The sequence below is a fragment of the Ensifer sp. R1-3 genome, assembly GCF_056739175.1.
Map to the genome: position 1 here is coordinate 2,663,322 of NZ_CP096515.1, position 17,239 is coordinate 2,680,560.

Annotated in this window: 14 protein-coding genes; 1 reads left to right on the top strand and 13 read right to left on the bottom strand. The window is 64.5% G+C overall.

What is annotated here, in order from left to right; genetic code table 11:
• Positions 1–67 precede the first annotated feature (67 nt).
• The 13 genes from deoA to M1D43_RS12905 form a co-directional block, all read right to left on the bottom strand.
• A complete protein-coding gene (gene deoA / locus M1D43_RS12845) occupies positions 68–1,390 on the bottom strand; it encodes a thymidine phosphorylase (protein WP_153313483.1) in 1,323 nt (440 codons plus the stop codon).
• Positions 1,391–2,188 (bottom strand): purine-nucleoside phosphorylase, encoded by a 798-nt coding sequence (locus M1D43_RS12850; RefSeq protein ID WP_153313482.1) that lies wholly within the window; start codon positions 2,186–2,188, stop codon positions 1,391–1,393.
• Positions 2,185–2,580 carry a cytidine deaminase gene (locus M1D43_RS12855; RefSeq protein ID WP_003536146.1) on the bottom strand — a complete coding sequence of 132 codons (396 nt, stop codon included), beginning with the start codon at positions 2,578–2,580 and terminating at the stop codon, positions 2,185–2,187. Before M1D43_RS12855 ends, M1D43_RS12850 begins: the two co-directional genes overlap by 4 nt.
• Before the next feature lie 66 nt (positions 2,581–2,646).
• Complete coding sequence (locus M1D43_RS12860) at positions 2,647–3,618, bottom strand: ABC transporter permease (protein WP_003536145.1); 972 nt, start codon at positions 3,616–3,618, stop codon at positions 2,647–2,649.
• Between the two features lie 4 nt (positions 3,619–3,622).
• Positions 3,623–4,756 carry an ABC transporter permease gene (locus M1D43_RS12865; RefSeq protein WP_153313481.1) on the bottom strand — a complete coding sequence of 378 codons (1,134 nt, stop codon included), beginning with the start codon at positions 4,754–4,756 and terminating at the stop codon, positions 3,623–3,625.
• A complete protein-coding gene (locus M1D43_RS12870; protein ID WP_010968369.1) occupies positions 4,753–6,288 on the bottom strand; it encodes an ABC transporter ATP-binding protein in 1,536 nt (511 codons plus the stop codon). The genes M1D43_RS12865 and M1D43_RS12870 overlap by 4 nt, the downstream gene beginning before the upstream one ends.
• A gap of 270 nt (positions 6,289–6,558) precedes the next feature.
• Positions 6,559–8,790: a heavy metal translocating P-type ATPase gene (locus M1D43_RS12875; protein WP_153313480.1), complete on the bottom strand. Its 2,232-nt coding sequence runs from the start codon at positions 8,788–8,790 to the stop codon at positions 6,559–6,561.
• A gap of 236 nt (positions 8,791–9,026) precedes the next feature.
• Positions 9,027–10,316, bottom strand: a complete 1,290-nt coding sequence (locus M1D43_RS12880; protein WP_192923415.1) for a Gfo/Idh/MocA family protein — start codon at positions 10,314–10,316, stop codon at positions 9,027–9,029.
• A gap of 57 nt (positions 10,317–10,373) precedes the next feature.
• On the bottom strand, positions 10,374–11,198 hold the full coding sequence (locus tag M1D43_RS12885) for a sugar phosphate isomerase/epimerase family protein (RefSeq protein WP_003532465.1): 825 nt from the start codon (positions 11,196–11,198) through the stop codon (positions 10,374–10,376).
• Between the two features lie 17 nt (positions 11,199–11,215).
• A complete protein-coding gene (locus tag M1D43_RS12890; RefSeq protein WP_153313478.1) occupies positions 11,216–12,631 on the bottom strand; it encodes an enolase C-terminal domain-like protein in 1,416 nt (471 codons plus the stop codon).
• 10 nt (positions 12,632–12,641) lie between these two features.
• Positions 12,642–13,805 (bottom strand): dihydrodipicolinate synthase family protein, encoded by a 1,164-nt coding sequence (locus M1D43_RS12895; RefSeq protein ID WP_153313477.1) that lies wholly within the window; start codon positions 13,803–13,805, stop codon positions 12,642–12,644.
• Between the two features lie 3 nt (positions 13,806–13,808).
• The gene (locus M1D43_RS12900) at positions 13,809–14,957 is read right to left on the bottom strand and encodes a Gfo/Idh/MocA family protein (protein ID WP_027990572.1); all 1,149 of its coding nucleotides are present in this window, start codon (positions 14,955–14,957) and stop codon (positions 13,809–13,811) included.
• Positions 14,958–15,080: 123 nt separating this feature from the next.
• On the bottom strand, positions 15,081–15,758 hold the full coding sequence (locus M1D43_RS12905) for a TetR/AcrR family transcriptional regulator (RefSeq protein WP_003532480.1): 678 nt from the start codon (positions 15,756–15,758) through the stop codon (positions 15,081–15,083).
• Between the two features lie 194 nt (positions 15,759–15,952).
• Between M1D43_RS12905 and M1D43_RS12910 the strand changes: the two genes are divergently transcribed.
• The gene (locus M1D43_RS12910) at positions 15,953–17,236 is read left to right on the top strand and encodes an ABC transporter substrate-binding protein (RefSeq protein WP_107607847.1); all 1,284 of its coding nucleotides are present in this window, start codon (positions 15,953–15,955) and stop codon (positions 17,234–17,236) included.
• Positions 17,237–17,239 lie beyond the last annotated feature (3 nt).

A 17,239-nucleotide genomic window follows, 5' to 3' on the forward strand; every position in this document is an offset into this window, starting at 1 on the left:
GGCGCGCATCTCGTCAACGAGTCTGATAAGTTGCGGGATGCGGGCGTAACACCGCACACACTTTTCCTCATCCCGCTCTGAGCTTCGAAACGATCACCGGCCGTCGCGCCGGCTCCTCGTCTGCGATCGCATAAAGCGTTACGACCCGTTTTGCGATCGCCTCGGCCTGGCTTCGGTCGGCAGCATGGACGAAGGCGATCGGCTCGCCCTTTTCGACTTTCGTCCCGAGCGGCCTCAGGCCGGTAAGACCGACGCGGTGATCGATCCGGTCATCCGGGCGGATGCGCCCGCCGCCGAGCTCGATGACCGCCATTCCCAGTTCGCGCGTCTCGCAGGAGGTGAGATAACCATGCCGGCCCGCCGGCACGGCAAGGATCGCGGGTGCCTTGGCAAGATAGGCGCCCGGGCGATCGACAAAGTCGGCAGGGCCGCCGAGCCGATGCACCATGAGGCCGAAGCGCTCCATCGCCTCCCCGCTCCCCAAAACGCGCCGCGCCATGGCTTCGGCTTCGGCTTCGTGAGCCGCAATACCCGCTGCAACGAGCATCTCCGCAGCCAAGGCCATCACGACCTGATCGAGGCGGGTTCCCGCTTTCTCGCCGCGCAGATAGGCCAGGCAGTTCTCGATTTCGAGCGCGTTGCCGGCCGCGTCCGCCAGCGGCTCGTTCATGTCGGTGATCAGCGCAGAGGTGCGCACGCCCGCACCATTGGCGACCTCGACAAGCGAACGCGCCAGGACTTCGGTTTCGGCAGGATCGGTCATGAAGGAGCCGTTGCCGAGCTTGACGTCGAGCACCAGCGACCGTAGCCCTGCGGCGAGCTTTTTCGACAGGATCGATGCGGTGATCAGCGGCACCGAATCGACCGTCGCCGTCACGTCGCGGATCGCATAGAGGCGCTTGTCGGCCGGCGCCAGATCGGCCGTCTGTCCGATGATCGCGCAGCCGACCTCGTCGGCCACGCGGCGGAACAGTTCCGGCGAAGGCTGGATGTCATAGCCGGGGATCGATTCGAGCTTGTCGAGCGTCCCGCCGGTGTGGCCGAGCCCCCGGCCCGAAATCATCGGCACGGCCGCACCGCAGGCGGCGACGATCGGCGCCAGCATCAGCGAGACATTGTCGCCGACGCCGCCCGTCGAGTGCTTGTCGACAATGGGGCGTGCGAGATCGCTCCAGTCGAGCGTTTCCCCGGAATCGCGCATCGCCAGCGTCAGCGCCACGCATTCGTCGCGATTCATGCCGGAGAACCAGACCGCCATGGCGAAGGCGGCCGCCTGCCCTTCCGAGACCGAGCCATCGGTCACGCCCGCGATGAAACCGGCGATCTCCGCCGGATCGAGCCGATCGCCGTCCCTTTTCTTTCGTATGATTTCCTGCGGAAGCATGGCCATTCAGCCTTCGCTCGAGATCATCTCTTTCAGGATTGCCGCCAGCCGCGTGCCGCCGAGCGGCGCCATTTGCTTGGTTTCTTCATGGCTGAGTTCCGACCCGGTCATGCCGGCGGCGAAATTGGTGACGACGGAGGCTGCGGCGACCCTGAGCCCGAAGAACCGGGCGAGAATGACCTCCGGCACCGTGGACATGCCGACCGCATCGGCACCGAGGATACGGGCCATGCGGATTTCGGCCGGCGTCTCGAAACTCGGCCCGGAGAACCACATATATACGCCGCGCGCGAGCGGGATGCCGAGGCGTTCGGCGGCCTCCTCCATCCCTATGGCCAGCGCCGCGTCATAGGCATTTGTCATGCCGACGAAACGCTCATCGCTTTCGACGCCGATCAGCGGATTGGCGCCGGCAAAGGCGATGTGATCGGCAATGCGCATGACCGAGCCCGGTGGCATGTCTTCACGAAGCGACCCGGCGGAATTGGTGAGGATCAGGTTCTCGACGCCGATCCGCTTCAGCGTTTCGATCGGCACGTGCATGGCATTGGCGTCGCCGCCTTCGTAATAATGGGCACGGCCGGAAAGCACGGCGACGGGAGTGTTGCCGATCCTGCCCGCCACGAACTCGCCGGCGTGGCCGGAAACGCTGCTCACCGGAAAGCCCGGTATGTCCGCATAGGGGATGCGCAGCGGCTCCGCCACCGCGTCGACGAGAGAGCCGAGGCCGGAACCGAGCACGATCCCGTAGCGGGGCGCAAGCGCTCCGAGCCTGCCCTTGAGGAAGTCCGCCGCCGCCGTCATCCGAGAATCTCCGTCTCGAAGCTGTGCGGCAGCAGGTCGGAGAGCGCCAGCGTCTTCCTGATCCCCGTTTCGTCGCAAAGATAGATGCGGGTGCTCGCACCGGAAAATTCCGCCAGTCGCTGGCGGCAGCCGCCGCAGGGCGGGCAGAGCGCGAGTTTCTCGGCCACCACCGCGACTTCCGTGATCTTGCGCTGGCCGGCCATCACCATGTGGCTGATCGCCGTCGTCTCGGCACACCAGCCCTCAGGAAAGGACAGGTTCTCGATGTTTGCGCCCGTATAGATCCTGCCGTCCTCGGCGCGAATGGCGGCGCCGACCGGAAACTTGGAATAGGGCGCATGCGCCTTTGCCATGGCTTCACGCGCCGCGACAAAGAGTTCGTCCTTGGACATGGGTTTTTCCTTATAGTTATGCATATCGTTATCCCAAAACCGCTGCGCACTTTCGGGCGACATGCATTAGCGCTCCTTCACATAGGGTACGCCGCCCGCCTTCGGCGGAATGGCCTTACCGATGAAGCCGGCAAGCAGGATGACGGTTAGGATATAGGGCAGCGCCTGCATGAGCTGCACCGGAACCTGGCCGACAAGCGGCAAGGGCGTGCCCTGAAGACGGATGGCGAGCGCATCGAGGAAGCCGAAGAGCAGGCAGGCAAACATGATATTGAGCGGGCGCCATTTGGCGAAGATGAGCGCCGCGAGCGCGATATAGCCCTTACCCGCCGTCATGCCCTTGACGAAGCCCGCCGTCATCGCCAGCGACAGATAGGCGCCGGCAAAGCCGCAGAGAATGCCGCAGCAGATGACCGCGCGATATCTGAGCCAGATCACCGAGATGCCGGCGGTATCGACCGCGCCCGGATTCTCGCCGACGGCGCGCAGCCTCAGGCCGAAACGGGTGCGGTAGAGAATCCACCAGCTGATCGGCACCATCGCGAAGGCGAGATAGGTGAGCAGGAAATGGCCGGACAGAAGGTCCGCATAGACCGGCCCGAGGACGGGGATCTCGCGGATCATGTCCGCGTCGGGGAAGTTGATCGTCTGGAATCGCGCGCCTTCGGCGAGCGCCGGCGTGCGGCCGCCCTGCCGGAACCAGGCCTCGCCCAGGATCACGGTGGAACCGGCGACGATGAAGTTGATCGCCACACCCGAGACGATCTGGTTGCCGCGCTGGGTGATCGAAGCATAGCCGTGGACGAGCGACAGGGCCACGGAAACGAGGATCGCCGCACCGAGCCCCACCCAGACGGACTGCGTGACGGCTGCCGCCGCACCGGCGGCAAAGGCCGCACCGAGCATCTTGCCCTCGAGGCCGATGTCGAAGACGCCGGCGCGCTCGGTGAAGAGGCCGGCAAGGGCTGCGAAGACCAGCGGCACGGAGACGCGGATCGTCGATTCCAGGAGCACGACGAGAACGTGGAAGAAATCCATGGTTTCAGGCTCCCTTGGTCTGCACGACGGCGGCCGCGCGCTGACCCCGCGCCGAAAAGGCGCGCGTGATCGCCGGCCGGAACATGTTCTCGAGCGCCCCGGCAAAAAGGATCACGAGACCCTGGATGATGACGATCATGTCCCGGGAGATCGAAGGCATCTCGAAGGCGATCTCGGCGCCGCCCTGATAGAGCACGCCGAAAAGGATCGCGGCGGGAATGATGCCGCCCGGATGCGAGCGCCCCATCAGCGCGACCGCGATGCCGACGAAGCCGGCGCCTTGCACGAAATCGAGCTGCATGCGGAACTGCTCGCCCATGATCGGGTTCAGCGCCATCATGCCGGCAAGACCGCCTGATATCATCATGGCGACGACGGTGATGCGGCTTTCGCTGATACCGGCATAGCGCGCGGCAGACGGGCTATGGCCCATGGTGCGCATCTCGTAGCCGAGCCTGGTGCGCCAGATCAGCACCCAGACCGCGAAGGCGGCCGCCAGCGCCAGGAGGAAGGAGATGTTGAACGGCGCCGTGCCTATATTGAGGCCGAAGATCGACAGCAGCCAGTCGAGCTTCGGCAATTGCCCGCCCTCGGCGAAGGTCCGCGTCTGCGGCGCCATGGAGCCGAGCGGCTTCAGCACGCGGGTCAGCAGATAGACCATCAGGCTCGACGCGATGAAATTGAACATGATGGTGGTGATGACGATATGGCTGCCGCGTTTGGCCTGCAGCCAGCCGGGCAGGAACGCCCAGAGCGCGCCGAAGAAGGCGGAGCCGACGATGGCGAGCGGGAAGACCACGTACCAGGGCATCGTCTGGTCGAGCCAGAGGCAGGCGAGCGCCACGCCGATGCCGCCGACATAGGCCTGGCCCTCGCCGCCGATGTTGAAAAGACCGGCATGAAAGGCGACCGCCACCGCGAGTCCGGTGAAGATGAAGGTCGCCGCGTAATAGAGCGTGAAGCCGATATATTCGCCGCGGCCGAAGGCACCGTTGATGAGATGATAGGCGGCTTCGAGCGGGTTTTCGCCGACGAGGAGAACGACGAGGCCGGCGACGAGGAAGGCGACGGCAAGATTGATCAGCGGGATGAGGCCATATTCCACCCATCCCGGCAGTTTCGCATAGGGCGTACTCATTCTGCGGCCTCCTTGCGGCCTTCGACGCCGGCCATCAGCAGGCCGAGCTCGCCCTCGGTCGCCTCGGGGCTGCGTTCGCCGACGACGCGTCCGGCGAACATCACGAGGATGCGGTCGGAAAGGGAACGGATCTCGTCGAGTTCGACCGAGACCAGCAGAACGGCCTTGCCCTGATCGCGCATCTCGATGATCCGCTTGTGGATGAATTCGATTGCGCCGACATCGACGCCGCGGGTCGGCTGGCCGATGATGAGGACGTCCGGATCCCGCTCCATCTCGCGCGCAAGCACGACCTTCTGCTGGTTGCCGCCGGAGAAGTTGGCCGTCCTCAGCCGCGCATTCGGCGGGCGAATATCATATTTGGCAATCTTCTCCTCGGCATCCTTGCGGATCGCATCGATGTTCAGGAACATGCCGTTGGCGAAGCGCGGGTCATGGTGGTAACCGAGGATCGCGTTTTCGCACTCCTCGAATTTGAGCACGAGCCCGACGTGATGCCGGTCTTCCGGCACATGCGCCAGTCCGCGACCCCTGAGTTCGGCCGCGTCTGCGTTGCCCGTCACGTCCACCGGCCTGCCGTTGAGGAGAACCGTCCCGGAGGCGGCCTTGCGGATGCCGGCGATCGCTTCGAGCAGTTCCGACTGACCGTTGCCGGCCACGCCGGCGATGCCGACGATCTCGCCTGCACGAACATCGAAGGAGACGTTGTCGACCATGGTCACGCCGCGGCTGTCCTTGACCGTCAGCCCCTGGACGGCGAGCTTCACGTCACCGGGATTGCTCTCGCCCTTCTCGACACGAAGCAGCACGCGCCGGCCGACCATCAGCTCGGCCAGCTCCTCGACCGAGGTTTCACGCGTCGTGCGCGTCGCCACCATCTCGCCGCGGCGCATGACCGAGACCTCGTCGGTGATCGCCATGATCTCGCGCAGCTTATGGGTGATGAGGATGATCGTCTTTCCCTGAGCCTTGAGCTGGCCGAGGATGCGGAACAGGTGGTCCGCCTCGGCCGGCGTCAGGACGCCGGTCGGCTCGTCGAGGATCAGGATATCGGCCCGGCGATAAAGCGCCTTCAGGATCTCCACGCGCTGCTGCAGGCCGACCGGCAGCTCCTCGATCAGGGCGTCCGGATTGACCTCGAGGGCATATTCCTTCTCGAGCCGTTTCAGCTCCTGCCGCGCCTTGGCGATGCCCTTGTTGAGGATCTGGCTGTCTTCGGCGCCCAACATGACGTTTTCGAGCACGGTGAAGTTCTCGACCAGCATGAAGTGCTGGTGGACCATGCCGATCCCCACGGAGATCGCCGCATTCGGATCGCGAATGGAAACAGGCTTGCCGTCGACCAGGATCTCACCGTTGTCGGCCTGATAGAAACCATAAAGGATCGACATCAGCGTCGACTTGCCGGCACCGTTTTCCCCGATGATGCCGTGGATCGTGCCCTTGCGAACCCTGAGATTGATGTTCCTGTTGGCGTGGACCAGCCCGAAGCTCTTGTCTATTCCACGCAATTCGATGGCAATATTGTTCATATTGGCCTGCGATCCCCTTTTTGCCCGCTTCGGCTCATCGCAGAAACCGTGCCGACAATTTTTTTACCATTTGGTATAAGTTTATCATCGATTTTCAGGCGCGAAAGCCTGGGCGACGAGATCTCCTTATACTTTCATAGGATCGCTGGTGAGAGTCCAGCGCGAATATACACAGGGGAGATTGCAGCCGATGGGCACGGTTGCATGGCGTGTCTCGCGCTTCCCCTCCCGCAAGGGCGGCAGGGAGGGGTCTTGTCAGCGCTTGGACAACTAGCGCAGCAGCCTCAATGCGTTGATCGTCACCAGGACAGTCGCGCCGGTATCGGCGAGGATCGCCGGCCAGAGACCCGTCACGCCGGCGATCGTCGTTGCCAGGAACACGGCCTTGAGGCCGAGCGCGATCGCGATGTTCTGGTGAATGTTGCGCATCGTCACCCGCGACAGCTTCACCATCGCGGCGACGTCCGAGACGCGGGCATGGAGGCTGGCGGCATCGGCCGTTTCCAGCGCCACATCGGTGCCGCCGCCAACGGCGATGCCGACATCCGCCGCCGCGAGAGCCGGCGCGTCGTTGATGCCGTCGCCGACCTTCGCCACCACGAGACCCTCGGCCCTGAGCCTGCTTACGATGCGCTGTTTGTCCTCCGGCAGAAGCCTGGCATGCGCCTCGATGCCCCCGATCCGGCCGGCGATCGCCTCGGCCGTCGCCCGGTTGTCGCCGGTGAGCATCACCACTCGCAAACCCTGATCGGCGAGCGCCCTCAGGCCCGCCGCGGCATCCGCACGCGGCTCGTCGCGCATGGCAAGCGCTCCGGCTGCCCTCCCGCCGACGACGAGCACGGAGACGGTCTTCCCCTCACCCTGCAGGGTTTCGATCCGAGCCAGGTCTTCCGCCGCCAGCGGCGCGCGCTCCCGGGCCGCCTCGGGCGAGCCGAGGAAAAGCTCGACGCCGTCTGCGGAGGCGGCAACACCCTTGCCGCCGATGGCCCTGGCGCCTTCGACGGGAAGGAGCGCCAAGCCATCGGCTTCGGCACGCGACAGGACGGCACGGGCCAGCGGATGGCTGGATCCCTGTTCGAGCGCAGCGGCGTAGCCGAGGATCTCCGCCTCCGATCTGCCGAAGCCGACGATGTCGGTCAGCTTCGGCCTGCCTTCGGTGAGCGTTCCGGTCTTGTCGAAGGCGACGGCTGTGATCCTGCCGAGATTTTCGAGGACGGCGCCGCCCTTGATCAGAAGACCGCGGCGTGCACCTGCCGAAAGGCTCGCGGCGATCGCGGCCGGCGTGGAGATGACGAGGGCGCAGGGGCAACCGATCAGGAGAAGCGCGAGCCCTTTATAAATCCAATCCTGCCACAGGCCGCCGAAGAAGAGCGGCGGGATGACCGCAACCAATGCCGCGACGAGCACGACGCCCGGCGTGTAATAGCGGGAGAAGCGATCGATGAAACGCTCCGTCGGCGCCTTCTTCTCCTGCGCCTCTTCGACAAGCCTGATGACGCGCGCGATGGTATTGTCGGCCGCCGCAGCGGTGACGCGCACCCGCAGCGCGCCGTCACCATTGACGGTTCCGGCAAAGACATTCGCGCCGGCTTCCTTCAGGACGGGCGTGCTCTCGCCGGTCACCGGCGCCTCGTCGACGCTGCTCTCGCCGGAGACGATGATGCCATCGGCCGGGAGCCGGTCGCCCGGACGGACGAGGACGATGGCGCCAGGGGCCAGGCTTTCGGCGGGAACCTCCACGGTCCTGCCGTTTTCTTCGAGGAGCGCCGATTTCGGCACGAGCGCCGTCAGCGCCTGTATGCTCGCCCGCGCCTTGCCCGCGGCAACGCCCTCCAGCAGTTCCCCGATCAGGAAGAGGAAGACGACCATGGCCGCTTCCTCGCCGGCGCCGATGAAGACGGCACCGGCGGCCGCAATGGTCATCAGCATCTCGATCGAGAAAGGTGTGCCGGAAAGTGCTGCCATGAGCGCACGTCTTGCGATCGGCAACAGGCCGACGAGCATGGCGAGGGTGAAAATCCAGGGCTCGGTGGCGGGAACGAACTGGCCGATCGCATAGGCTGAGGCAAGGGCAACGCCACAGGCGAGCGTGAGCTTGCCTTTTGCCGTTCGCCACCATGGCAACGGCGCCGTGAAACGGGAGGACGGCTTCGTGCTTGCCGGAAGGGCGGTTGAATGCCCGTGATCGTGGCTCGCTTCGCCATGCGCAGAGCCCGCGGCATGGTCGTGGCCGCAGCAGGCGTGCTCGCTCTGAGCCGGCTGCCGTTCCGCCGCAACGTCAAGCGGCGAAAGACCGTAGCCGAGGACACCGACCTTCCGCATCACCTGCGCGCCGATATCGTCGCGCGCCGCATGCCGGACGGTCATGGTGCCGGCGGCCACCGAGACATTGACGTCCTCGACCCCTGCAACCCGCCTTACGGCCGTGTCGATCTTGGCAGCGCAGGATGCGCAATCCATCCCATCGACGCGAAATCTCGTTTCCCGAAATATGCCTGTCATTCCATGCTCCTTACGAAACCGGAAGCAGGCTAAGTCCTCTAGCGGCTAGAGGTTCAAGAGGGAAAATGTGCAGGTCAGACTTCTGACTTTGACGCGGTTAGCGCCTGCTGCATGTTTCCTTTAATCGTATCCGATTAAAGGACAAAAACATGCAGCAGATCAAAGTGATCTAACGCACTTCCGGACGGAAAACCGTTACACACTTTTCCTGGAAGTACTCTAACCCCGACTACGCCCTACCCGGCATTCGCCGCGAGCTTGCGCATCGGCTGCGCCCCGTCGGTGAACAATTCCGGCATCAGATCGGCCAGGCGGACGATCTTGCCCGTACGCGAACTCTGAAGCGCCGCAATGCCGCAAAGGACCGACATGGCGCCGGCCCGCGCGCCGGCGCGCTGTCCCAGCGGATCCTTCGCATCCGGCTCGAAGAGCGTATTCCGCAGCCGGTCGTCGCCGCCATAGTGCCCGCCGGGAAAATGCGGCACCGTGATCCGTTCCATCGCCGGCTTGCCCTTCGGAAAGTTGCGGACGAGCAGGATCTCGTCCTCGGGCGGCGTCTCCCAGGGCTGATCCTCGTACTGGCGAAGCTCGATCCTGCCCTTCGTACCGTTGAAGGCGATGTGATGGCCCTCCATCGGCTGGAAGGTGTTGAGCGAATAGGAGACGTGGACGTCGTTGCGGTAGCGGATATTCGCGACCATCGTGTCGGGGATGTCGATGTCCTCGCGGAAGACGCAGCCGTCGCGGAAATAGCCGTCGATTTCGGAAGGTTCCTCATAGAGCGAGTCGAGAAACGGATCGGCTTCGAGATCGAGGTAGAAGTCGCACTCGCTCTTGTGAGGACAGAGCTTGCAGCGCGGCCCGCGAAACGGTCCCCTGCGGCCGTACATCTGCAGGTCGGCAAAGGCGCTGACCGCCTCCGGATCGCTGTCGAGATACCAGTTCAGGAGATCGAAATGGTGTGTCGCCTTATGCACGAAGAGGCTGCCCGAGCGTTCCGCATAGGCGTGCCAGCGGCGGAAATAATCGGCGCCGTGGCGCGTATCGAGATACCAGTGGAAGTCGACCGAGGTGACGCGTCCGATCTCGCCGGCATTGAGGAGTTCCTTGATGCGCGCTGCGGTCGGCGCGAAGCGGTAGTTGAAGGAAACGTCCACCCGCCGCCCAGTCCGCTTCTCCGCGTCGAGAATGCGGCGGATCTTCTCGACCGTGGTCGACATCGGCTTTTCGGTGATGACGTCGGCGCCGGACTCCAATGCGCGCACGACGATATCGTCATGCGTGTCGTCCGGCGTGCAGACGATGACGAGATCGGGGCGCGTTTCGGCAAGCATCGCATCGACATTGCCGTAAACAGGCGCATTGGTGGCGATCATCGTGCGGGCGCGCTCGGCCCGCAGCGCGTTGGTATCGGCAATGGCGACGAGATCGACGAGGCCGCGCCAGCCGGCCAGAAGATCCCTGCCCCACATGGTGGTTCCGCGGTTGCCGGTGCCGACCAGCGCAAAGCGACGCTTGTTGTCCATCATAACCTCACGCAATCCCTGTCATATCTTGTAGGAGAAACATCCTGCCCCAGCATATCAGCAGCAATTCCGATAGCGTTCCACACAGGTCGCGATCACCTCGTCGGCCGGGCGCTTCCACCAGTTGTCTGCGGAGAAGATCTCGACCTCCTGCGCCCCGTGGAAGCCGGCCGCCTCGATCCGGCGCCGGATGCCTTTGAGATCGATGACGCCGTCGCCCATCATGCCGCGATCCGTCAGCATGTCCTTCGTGGGCACGAGCCAATCGCAGATGTGGTGAGCGAGGATCGCCTTCATTTTGCCGGCCCGCGCGATCTGATTGGCCAGATCGGGGTCCCACCAGACGTGATAGACGTCGATCGCCACGCCGACGCCCGGACCAAGGGTCTCGCAGATGTCGAGAGCCTGGCCGAGCGTGTTCACGCAGGCGCGGTCGGCGGCATACATCGGATGCAGCGGCTCGATCGCAAGCGGCACGCCGGCCGCGCGCGCATGCGGCAGCACTGCCGCGATCCCTTCCACAACCATCCGGCGGGCTGCGTCGATGTTCTTCGAGCCGCCCGGCAGGCCGCCGGCGACCAGCACCAGACAGTCGGCGCCGAGCTCCGCTGCCTCGTCCACCGCGCGCCTGTTGTCATCGATCGCCTTCTCCCTGCCTGACGCGTCCGGCGCCGGAAAGAAGCCGCCGCGGCAGAGCCCGGTCAGCTTCAGCCCGTTGGCCCGGACGATACGCCCGGCCTCGCCGAGGCCGATCGCCGCCACCTGGTCGCGCCAGGGCGCGATCGCCGTGATGCCGTGCTTCAGACAGATATCCACGGCTTCGGCGAAGCCGCATTGCTCCCGGATCGTCGCCAGATTGATGGAAAGCCCCTCGACCTGCATATGTTCTCCTCCCGATTTCAGGATACCATCGCCGCCCAGTCCGGCTCGACGGATGAGCCGAGGCCGACGGACCGCAAGACGGTGGAAAAAGTGATTTCGCCGCCCCGGATCGCCAGCCGCGCCCGCCCGGAACCGCTTTCGTAGAGATCGCCATGATGGGCGAGATAGGCGGCCTGCTCCGCCGCCGGGGCGCCGGCCATGCCGTCGACATAGTGGTGGCCGTTGCGTTCGACGTGGCCGGCCCCGACAAGCGCTGCCAGCACGAGGTCCTGCTGGAGCGCCAAGCCCGACTGCGTCGTCAGGTCCTCGGCGGACATGAAATAGCGTGCGGCCCCGGCCTCGGCGTTCCACATCTCCACGCGAGCGCGGTTGACGAGTGCCCGGTAGAAGCCTTTGCAGGACTTCGAGGAGATGCCGGCATAACCGAGCGCGCGGGCACGGAGAAATGCGCCGATATCGCCATCGGACTCGTCGATTTCGAGCGGCATCCGCCGGGCGACCTCCGTGACCGGCCTCGACAGCGCCTCGGCGCGAGCGATCGGCTGCTCGAAGAAGAGCGCCGAGGCGCGCAATTTTTCGAGACGCGGCTCTTCGGCGATCCGGTCGAGAAGATCGGCAACGGCATCGGCATTTTCGAACTGCTCGTTGCCGTCGAGCGTCACCCGATACGCATCGACGCGCTGGTCGAGGACCGCGGCGATGGCGAGCAGACGCCGGGTGTCCTCGGCCGGGCGCCCCGAAACCTTGATCTTGAAATAACGATGGCCATAGGCGGCGATCACCTCTTCCAGCGTCTGCGGCAGTCCGTCCTCCAGCCGCTGCCCGGGCGCTAGATCGGCCGCCGTCAACGCGTCGGCAAGGCCGATCGTGTGGCGAACGGCCAGCCTCGGGCCGGGTTCGAGGCGCGAAAGGAACCGCGCAAGGTCGAAGCCTTCCAGATCGGGCGCGGTGGCGCCGGTGATGCCCGGCAGGTTGGCTCTGACCGCCCCGGCGGCGCTTGCTCCGGTCATGCGGCACAGCGCATCGAGGATGGCGCGGTCAAGAAGCGCCAGGCCGTAGGAGGCGACAAGGGCTGGCAGACCATGCCCGGCTGCCGCCCGGTGGTGATCACCCTCGGCAGCCGCATGCAGGCCAAAGGGGGTCTGCGCCTGCAGCGATGTCAGTCCTTCGATCGCCAGCAGCAGGGAGGCACGAAGCTGCTCGACATTATCCTCCGGCGAAAGGCCCGGGTTCTTGTCGAACCATTTCGGCATCATCATCTCGGCCGACCAGCCGATGGCGGACCGGCCGCGCGCATCCTCGACCCGCACCCGGACGAAGGCCTGCGGCGCGGTCGCAACGCGCGCCGATCCGAAGCGGAAGGGAAAACGGAATTCGACCGGCCGCTCGAAAACCTCCGCTTCGGCCAGCCTGACGCGCGGGGCTTCCGTCATCGCAAAGGCCTCACTCGACGCCGTGCATGGCGAGCACGCGCCGCATGCGCGCGGTCGCAAGCTCCGGATCGGCGAGGGCCCCGGCCTTGTCCGCCAGGCGGAAAAGCTCGGCGAGATGGACGAGCGATCGGGCGCTCTGCTGCCCTCCGATCATGACGAAATGGTCCTGTAGACCGTTCAGATAGGCAAGGAAGACGACGCCGGTCTTGTAGAAACGCGTCGGGGCCTTGAAGATGTGGCGCGACAGCGGCACCGTCGGCTCCAGCAATTCGAAGAATTCGCCGTTCCGCCCGCTACCCAGCGCTTCCAGCGCCGCCGAAGCCACCGGCGCGATAGCGTCGAAGATGCCGAGCAGCGCGTCCGAATGCCCTTCCTCGTCGCCGGCGATGAGCTCGGCATAATTGAAGTCGTCGCCGGTATACATGCGCACGCCTTTCGGCAGTTGCCGCCGCATCACGATCTCCTTCTCCTTGGAAAGGAGCGAAATCTTGATGCCATCGACCTTGGCGGCGTGCGCCTCGAGGACGTCGAGGCAGGTCTTCATCGCCGCCATGTGGTCGGCATTGCCCCAATAGCCTTCGAGCGCCGGATCGAACATCTCGCCGAGCCAATGGATGATCACCGGCTCCTTCACCTGGGAGAGAACGCGGTCGTAGACGCGGATATAGTCCTCCGGGCCCTTTGCCGCGGCGGCAAGCGCCCGGCTCGCCATCAGGATGATCCGGCCTCCTTCTGCCTCGATCGCCTCGATCTGGTTCTCATAGGCCGCAAGAATATCGTCGATCGACACGTCCGGCCCCGGCGCCAGATGGTCGGTGCCGGCGCCGCAGGCGATCAGCGCGTCCGGGCGGCCGCGCGCTTCGGCAAGCGAGCGGCGGATGAGTTCGCGCGCTTCCGGCCAGCCGAGGCCCATGCCGCGCTGGGCTGTATCCATCGACTCGGCGACGCCGAGACCGAGATCCCAGAGGCGGTGACGAAAGGCGAGCGTGCGCTCCCAGTCGATCGCCGGCGCCAGCCAGGGATCGTTGTCGGCGAGCGGGTCGGCGACCACATGGGCGGCGGCGAAGGCGACCCTGGAAAAGGCCTTGGCATCGCGGCTGTTGAACGGCACCGGCCGGCCGGTAAGGTCGTAGCGGGCAAGCCTGCCTTCGATTGGAAGATCGATGCTGACCATGGCTCAGAGCTCCAATTCCGGAACGTCGAGCCAGCGGCGCTCCGCCCAGGATTTGAGGCCGAGTTCCGCAAGCTGCACGCCCTTGGCGCCGGCCTCGAGCCCGTAGGGCCAGGGACCGTCCTCCGCCACGTGGCGCAGGAACATTTCCCACTGCGCCTTGAAGCCGTTGTCGAAGGCCTGCGTATCCGGCACCTCGTCCCAGGTCCTGTAGAAATCGATCGTCTGCGGCTGATCGGGATTCCAGACCGGTTTTGGGGTATTGACGCGGTGCTGCGTCCAGCACTTCGTGAGCCCGGCGACAGCGGAACCATGGGTTCCGTCGACCTGAAACGTCACCAGATCGTCGCGCCGCACGCGCACCGCCCAGGAGGAATTGATATGCGCGACGATGCCGCCCTCGAGTTCGAAGGTGGCATAGGCCGCGTCGTCGGTGTCGCAGTCGTAGGCGCGACCCTGTTCGTCGATGCGGCTTGGGATATGGGTCGCGCCGAGGCAGGAGACCGCCTTCACTTCCCCGAAGAGATTGTCGAGCACGTAGCGCCAGTGGCAGAGCATGTCGAGGATGATGCCGCCGCCGTCCTTTTTCCGGTAGTTCCATGAGGGCCGCTGGGCCGGAACGCCCCAATCGCCTTCGAACACCCAGTAGCCGAACTCGCCACGCACCGAGAGGATCTTGCCGAAGAAGCCTGAATCCCTCAGCAGGGCCAGCTTGCGAAGGCCCGGCAGGAACAGCTTGTCCTGAACGACCCCATGCTTGAGCCCGGAGGCGCGCGCCTTCCGCGCCAGTTTGACCGCCGTCCTCAGATCATCGGAGATCGGCTTCTCGCAATAGACGTGCTTGCCGGCGTCGAGCGCGCGGCCGATGAGCTCGGCACGCATCAGCGTCGTGCCGGCATCGAAGAAGATCTGGTCGTTCGGATCGGCAAGCGCCGCGTCGAGATCGGTCGACCAGCGGGCAATATCATGGCGCTTGGCCAATTGCTCCATCTTGTCGCGATTGCGGCCGACGATGATCGGATCGATCTCCAGCCTTTCGCCCGACTGGAGCGTGATCCCGCCCTGATCACGGATGGCCAGGATCGAGCGCACCAGGTGCTGGTTGTATCCCATGCGGCCGGTGACACCGTGCAATATTATACCCAAACGCGGCATGCCGTTCCTCCCTGAGAGGCCCGTGAGGGGAAAGAACCAGCCCTCCCAAGCCAGTAACTAATCGGTTACTTTGTGGCAGAGGAGAATCACACTTGTCAACAAAAAAAACGACATGTGCCTGGATCAGCGCCGGATCGATGCCAGCGTGACATGGACGATATGGCGCTGCCAGACGTCGAGATTGCTCTTGTCCATGAGGTCGCGGCCGAAGATCGTCGAGAGCGTGTATTGGTTGGAAAGGTAAAAATAGCCGAGGGCGGCGATCGTCAGATAGAGGTTCAGCGGGTCGACATCGGGCCGAAAGAGGCCACCGGCCTTGCCGCGCTGGAGAAGGTCGGAGAGCTTGTCTATGAAGCTCGAATGCAGTTCCTTTAGACGCGTCGACTGACGCAGCCAGCGGGCCCGGTGCAGGTTTTCGGTGCCGAGGAGACTGAGGAACTCCGGATGCTCCAGGAAGTAGCCCCAGGTGAACATGGCGAGCTCGGCAATTCCCTGTTCAGGTTCCAAGTCGCTGAGGTTTAAGGATTTTTCCGCCGTTCTTATGCCGACATAGGCCTCTTCCAGGACCGCGAGATAAAGCTGCTCCTTGTCGCCGAAGTAGTGGTAGAGCATGCGCTTGTTGATGCCCGCCCTCTCGGCGATGGCATCGACGCGGGCGCCGCCTATGCCGTTTTCGGCGAACTCCCGGGTCGCAGCGGCGAGGATCGAGGCACGCGTGCGCTCGGGGTCGCGCTGCAGCGTCCGTTCCGCCCGCCCCCCGGACCCGTTCCTCCCCTTCGCTCCGTCTCGCATCTTCTCCATCACACGCAACCTCCGCATCCTCTTGCCTTTAGCGGCATTCGGGTGCAACTTTGTCATAATAATTTACAAGTCAATGATAGTTCCGCACACAACTGCTTGACAGGATCATTGCTTGTCCATAACTTGTAACCAAATAGTTATTTGTTGCAAGAGGCCGGAACGTTGTGGAGGCGTTCCGAAGGGAGGAGGAACAGATGACGCATAAGATCAGCAGGCGAAATGTACTCGCGGGAGGGGCGGCACTTCTTTCGATGTCCGCACTGGCGCCCGCCTTTGCGCAGGAGGCGCGGCTGCGGGTGCTCTGGTGGGGTTCGCAGGCCCGTGCCGACCGCACGAACAAGGTCAATCAGCTCTTTCAGGAGCAGAACGCGGGCGTCGCCATCAATGGCGAATTCCTCGGCTGGAGCGACTACTGGCCACGGCTTGCGACCCAGGTCGCCGGGCGCAATGCGCCCGACATCATCCAGATGGACTATCGCTACATCGTCGAATATGCCCGGCGCGGCGCGCTCGCGCCCCTCGACGACTATCTCGGCTCCGTGCTCAAGGTCGAGGATTTCGACCAGGTGCAGATCAAGGGCGGCAGCGTCGAAGGCAAGCTCTACGGCATCAGCCTCGGCGCCAACTCGGCAGCGATGATGGTCAATGCCGCCGCTTTCGAGGAAGCCGGCATTGAACTTCCGACGCCGTCAACGACCTGGGATGAGATGGCGCGAATCGGCGCCGAGATCACCAAGGCAGGCAAGCGCAAGGGCTTCTATGGCCTCTCCGACGGCAGCGCGGTCGAGCCGCTTTTCGAAAACTGGCTGCGCCAGCGCGGCAAGGCACTGTTCACCGCGGACGGCAAGATCGCCTATGATGCGAACGATGCGGCCGAATGGTTCGCCATGTGGCAGAAGATGCGCGAGGACAAGGCCTGCGTCCCGCCGGACATCCAGGCGCTCGACCAGTACAATGTGGAGACGAGCCCGCTGTCGCTCGGCAAGGCGGCCGCTTCCTTCGCGCACTCCAACCAGTTCGTCGCCTATCAGGGCATAAACAAGGACAAGCTGGCGTTGAGAAGCCATCCGCTGATCGACAAGGATGCGAAGGGCGGCCATTACCGCAAGCCGTCGATGTTCTTCTCGGTCTCGGCCCAGACCAAGGACCCGGAACTCGGCGCCAAATACGTCAACTTCTTCGTCAAGGATCCGAAAGCCGCCGAAATCCTGGGCGTCGAGCGCGGCGTACCGGAATCGGCAGCCGTGCGCGAAAAACTGGCGTCGACGCTCGACGAGCTCGGCCGCGCCATGCTCGACTATGTCTCGGGCCTCGGAGCGCTTGCCGGCGATCTGCCGCCGCCGCCGCCCAGCGGTGCCGGCGAGGCGGAATTCGCTCTGCGCAACGTCGCCGAACAGGTCGGCTTCGGTCAGCTCGACGCCAAGCAAGGGGGCGAGACGCTGGTGAACGAGGTCAGCCAGATCCTCGCGCGGGGTTAAGGA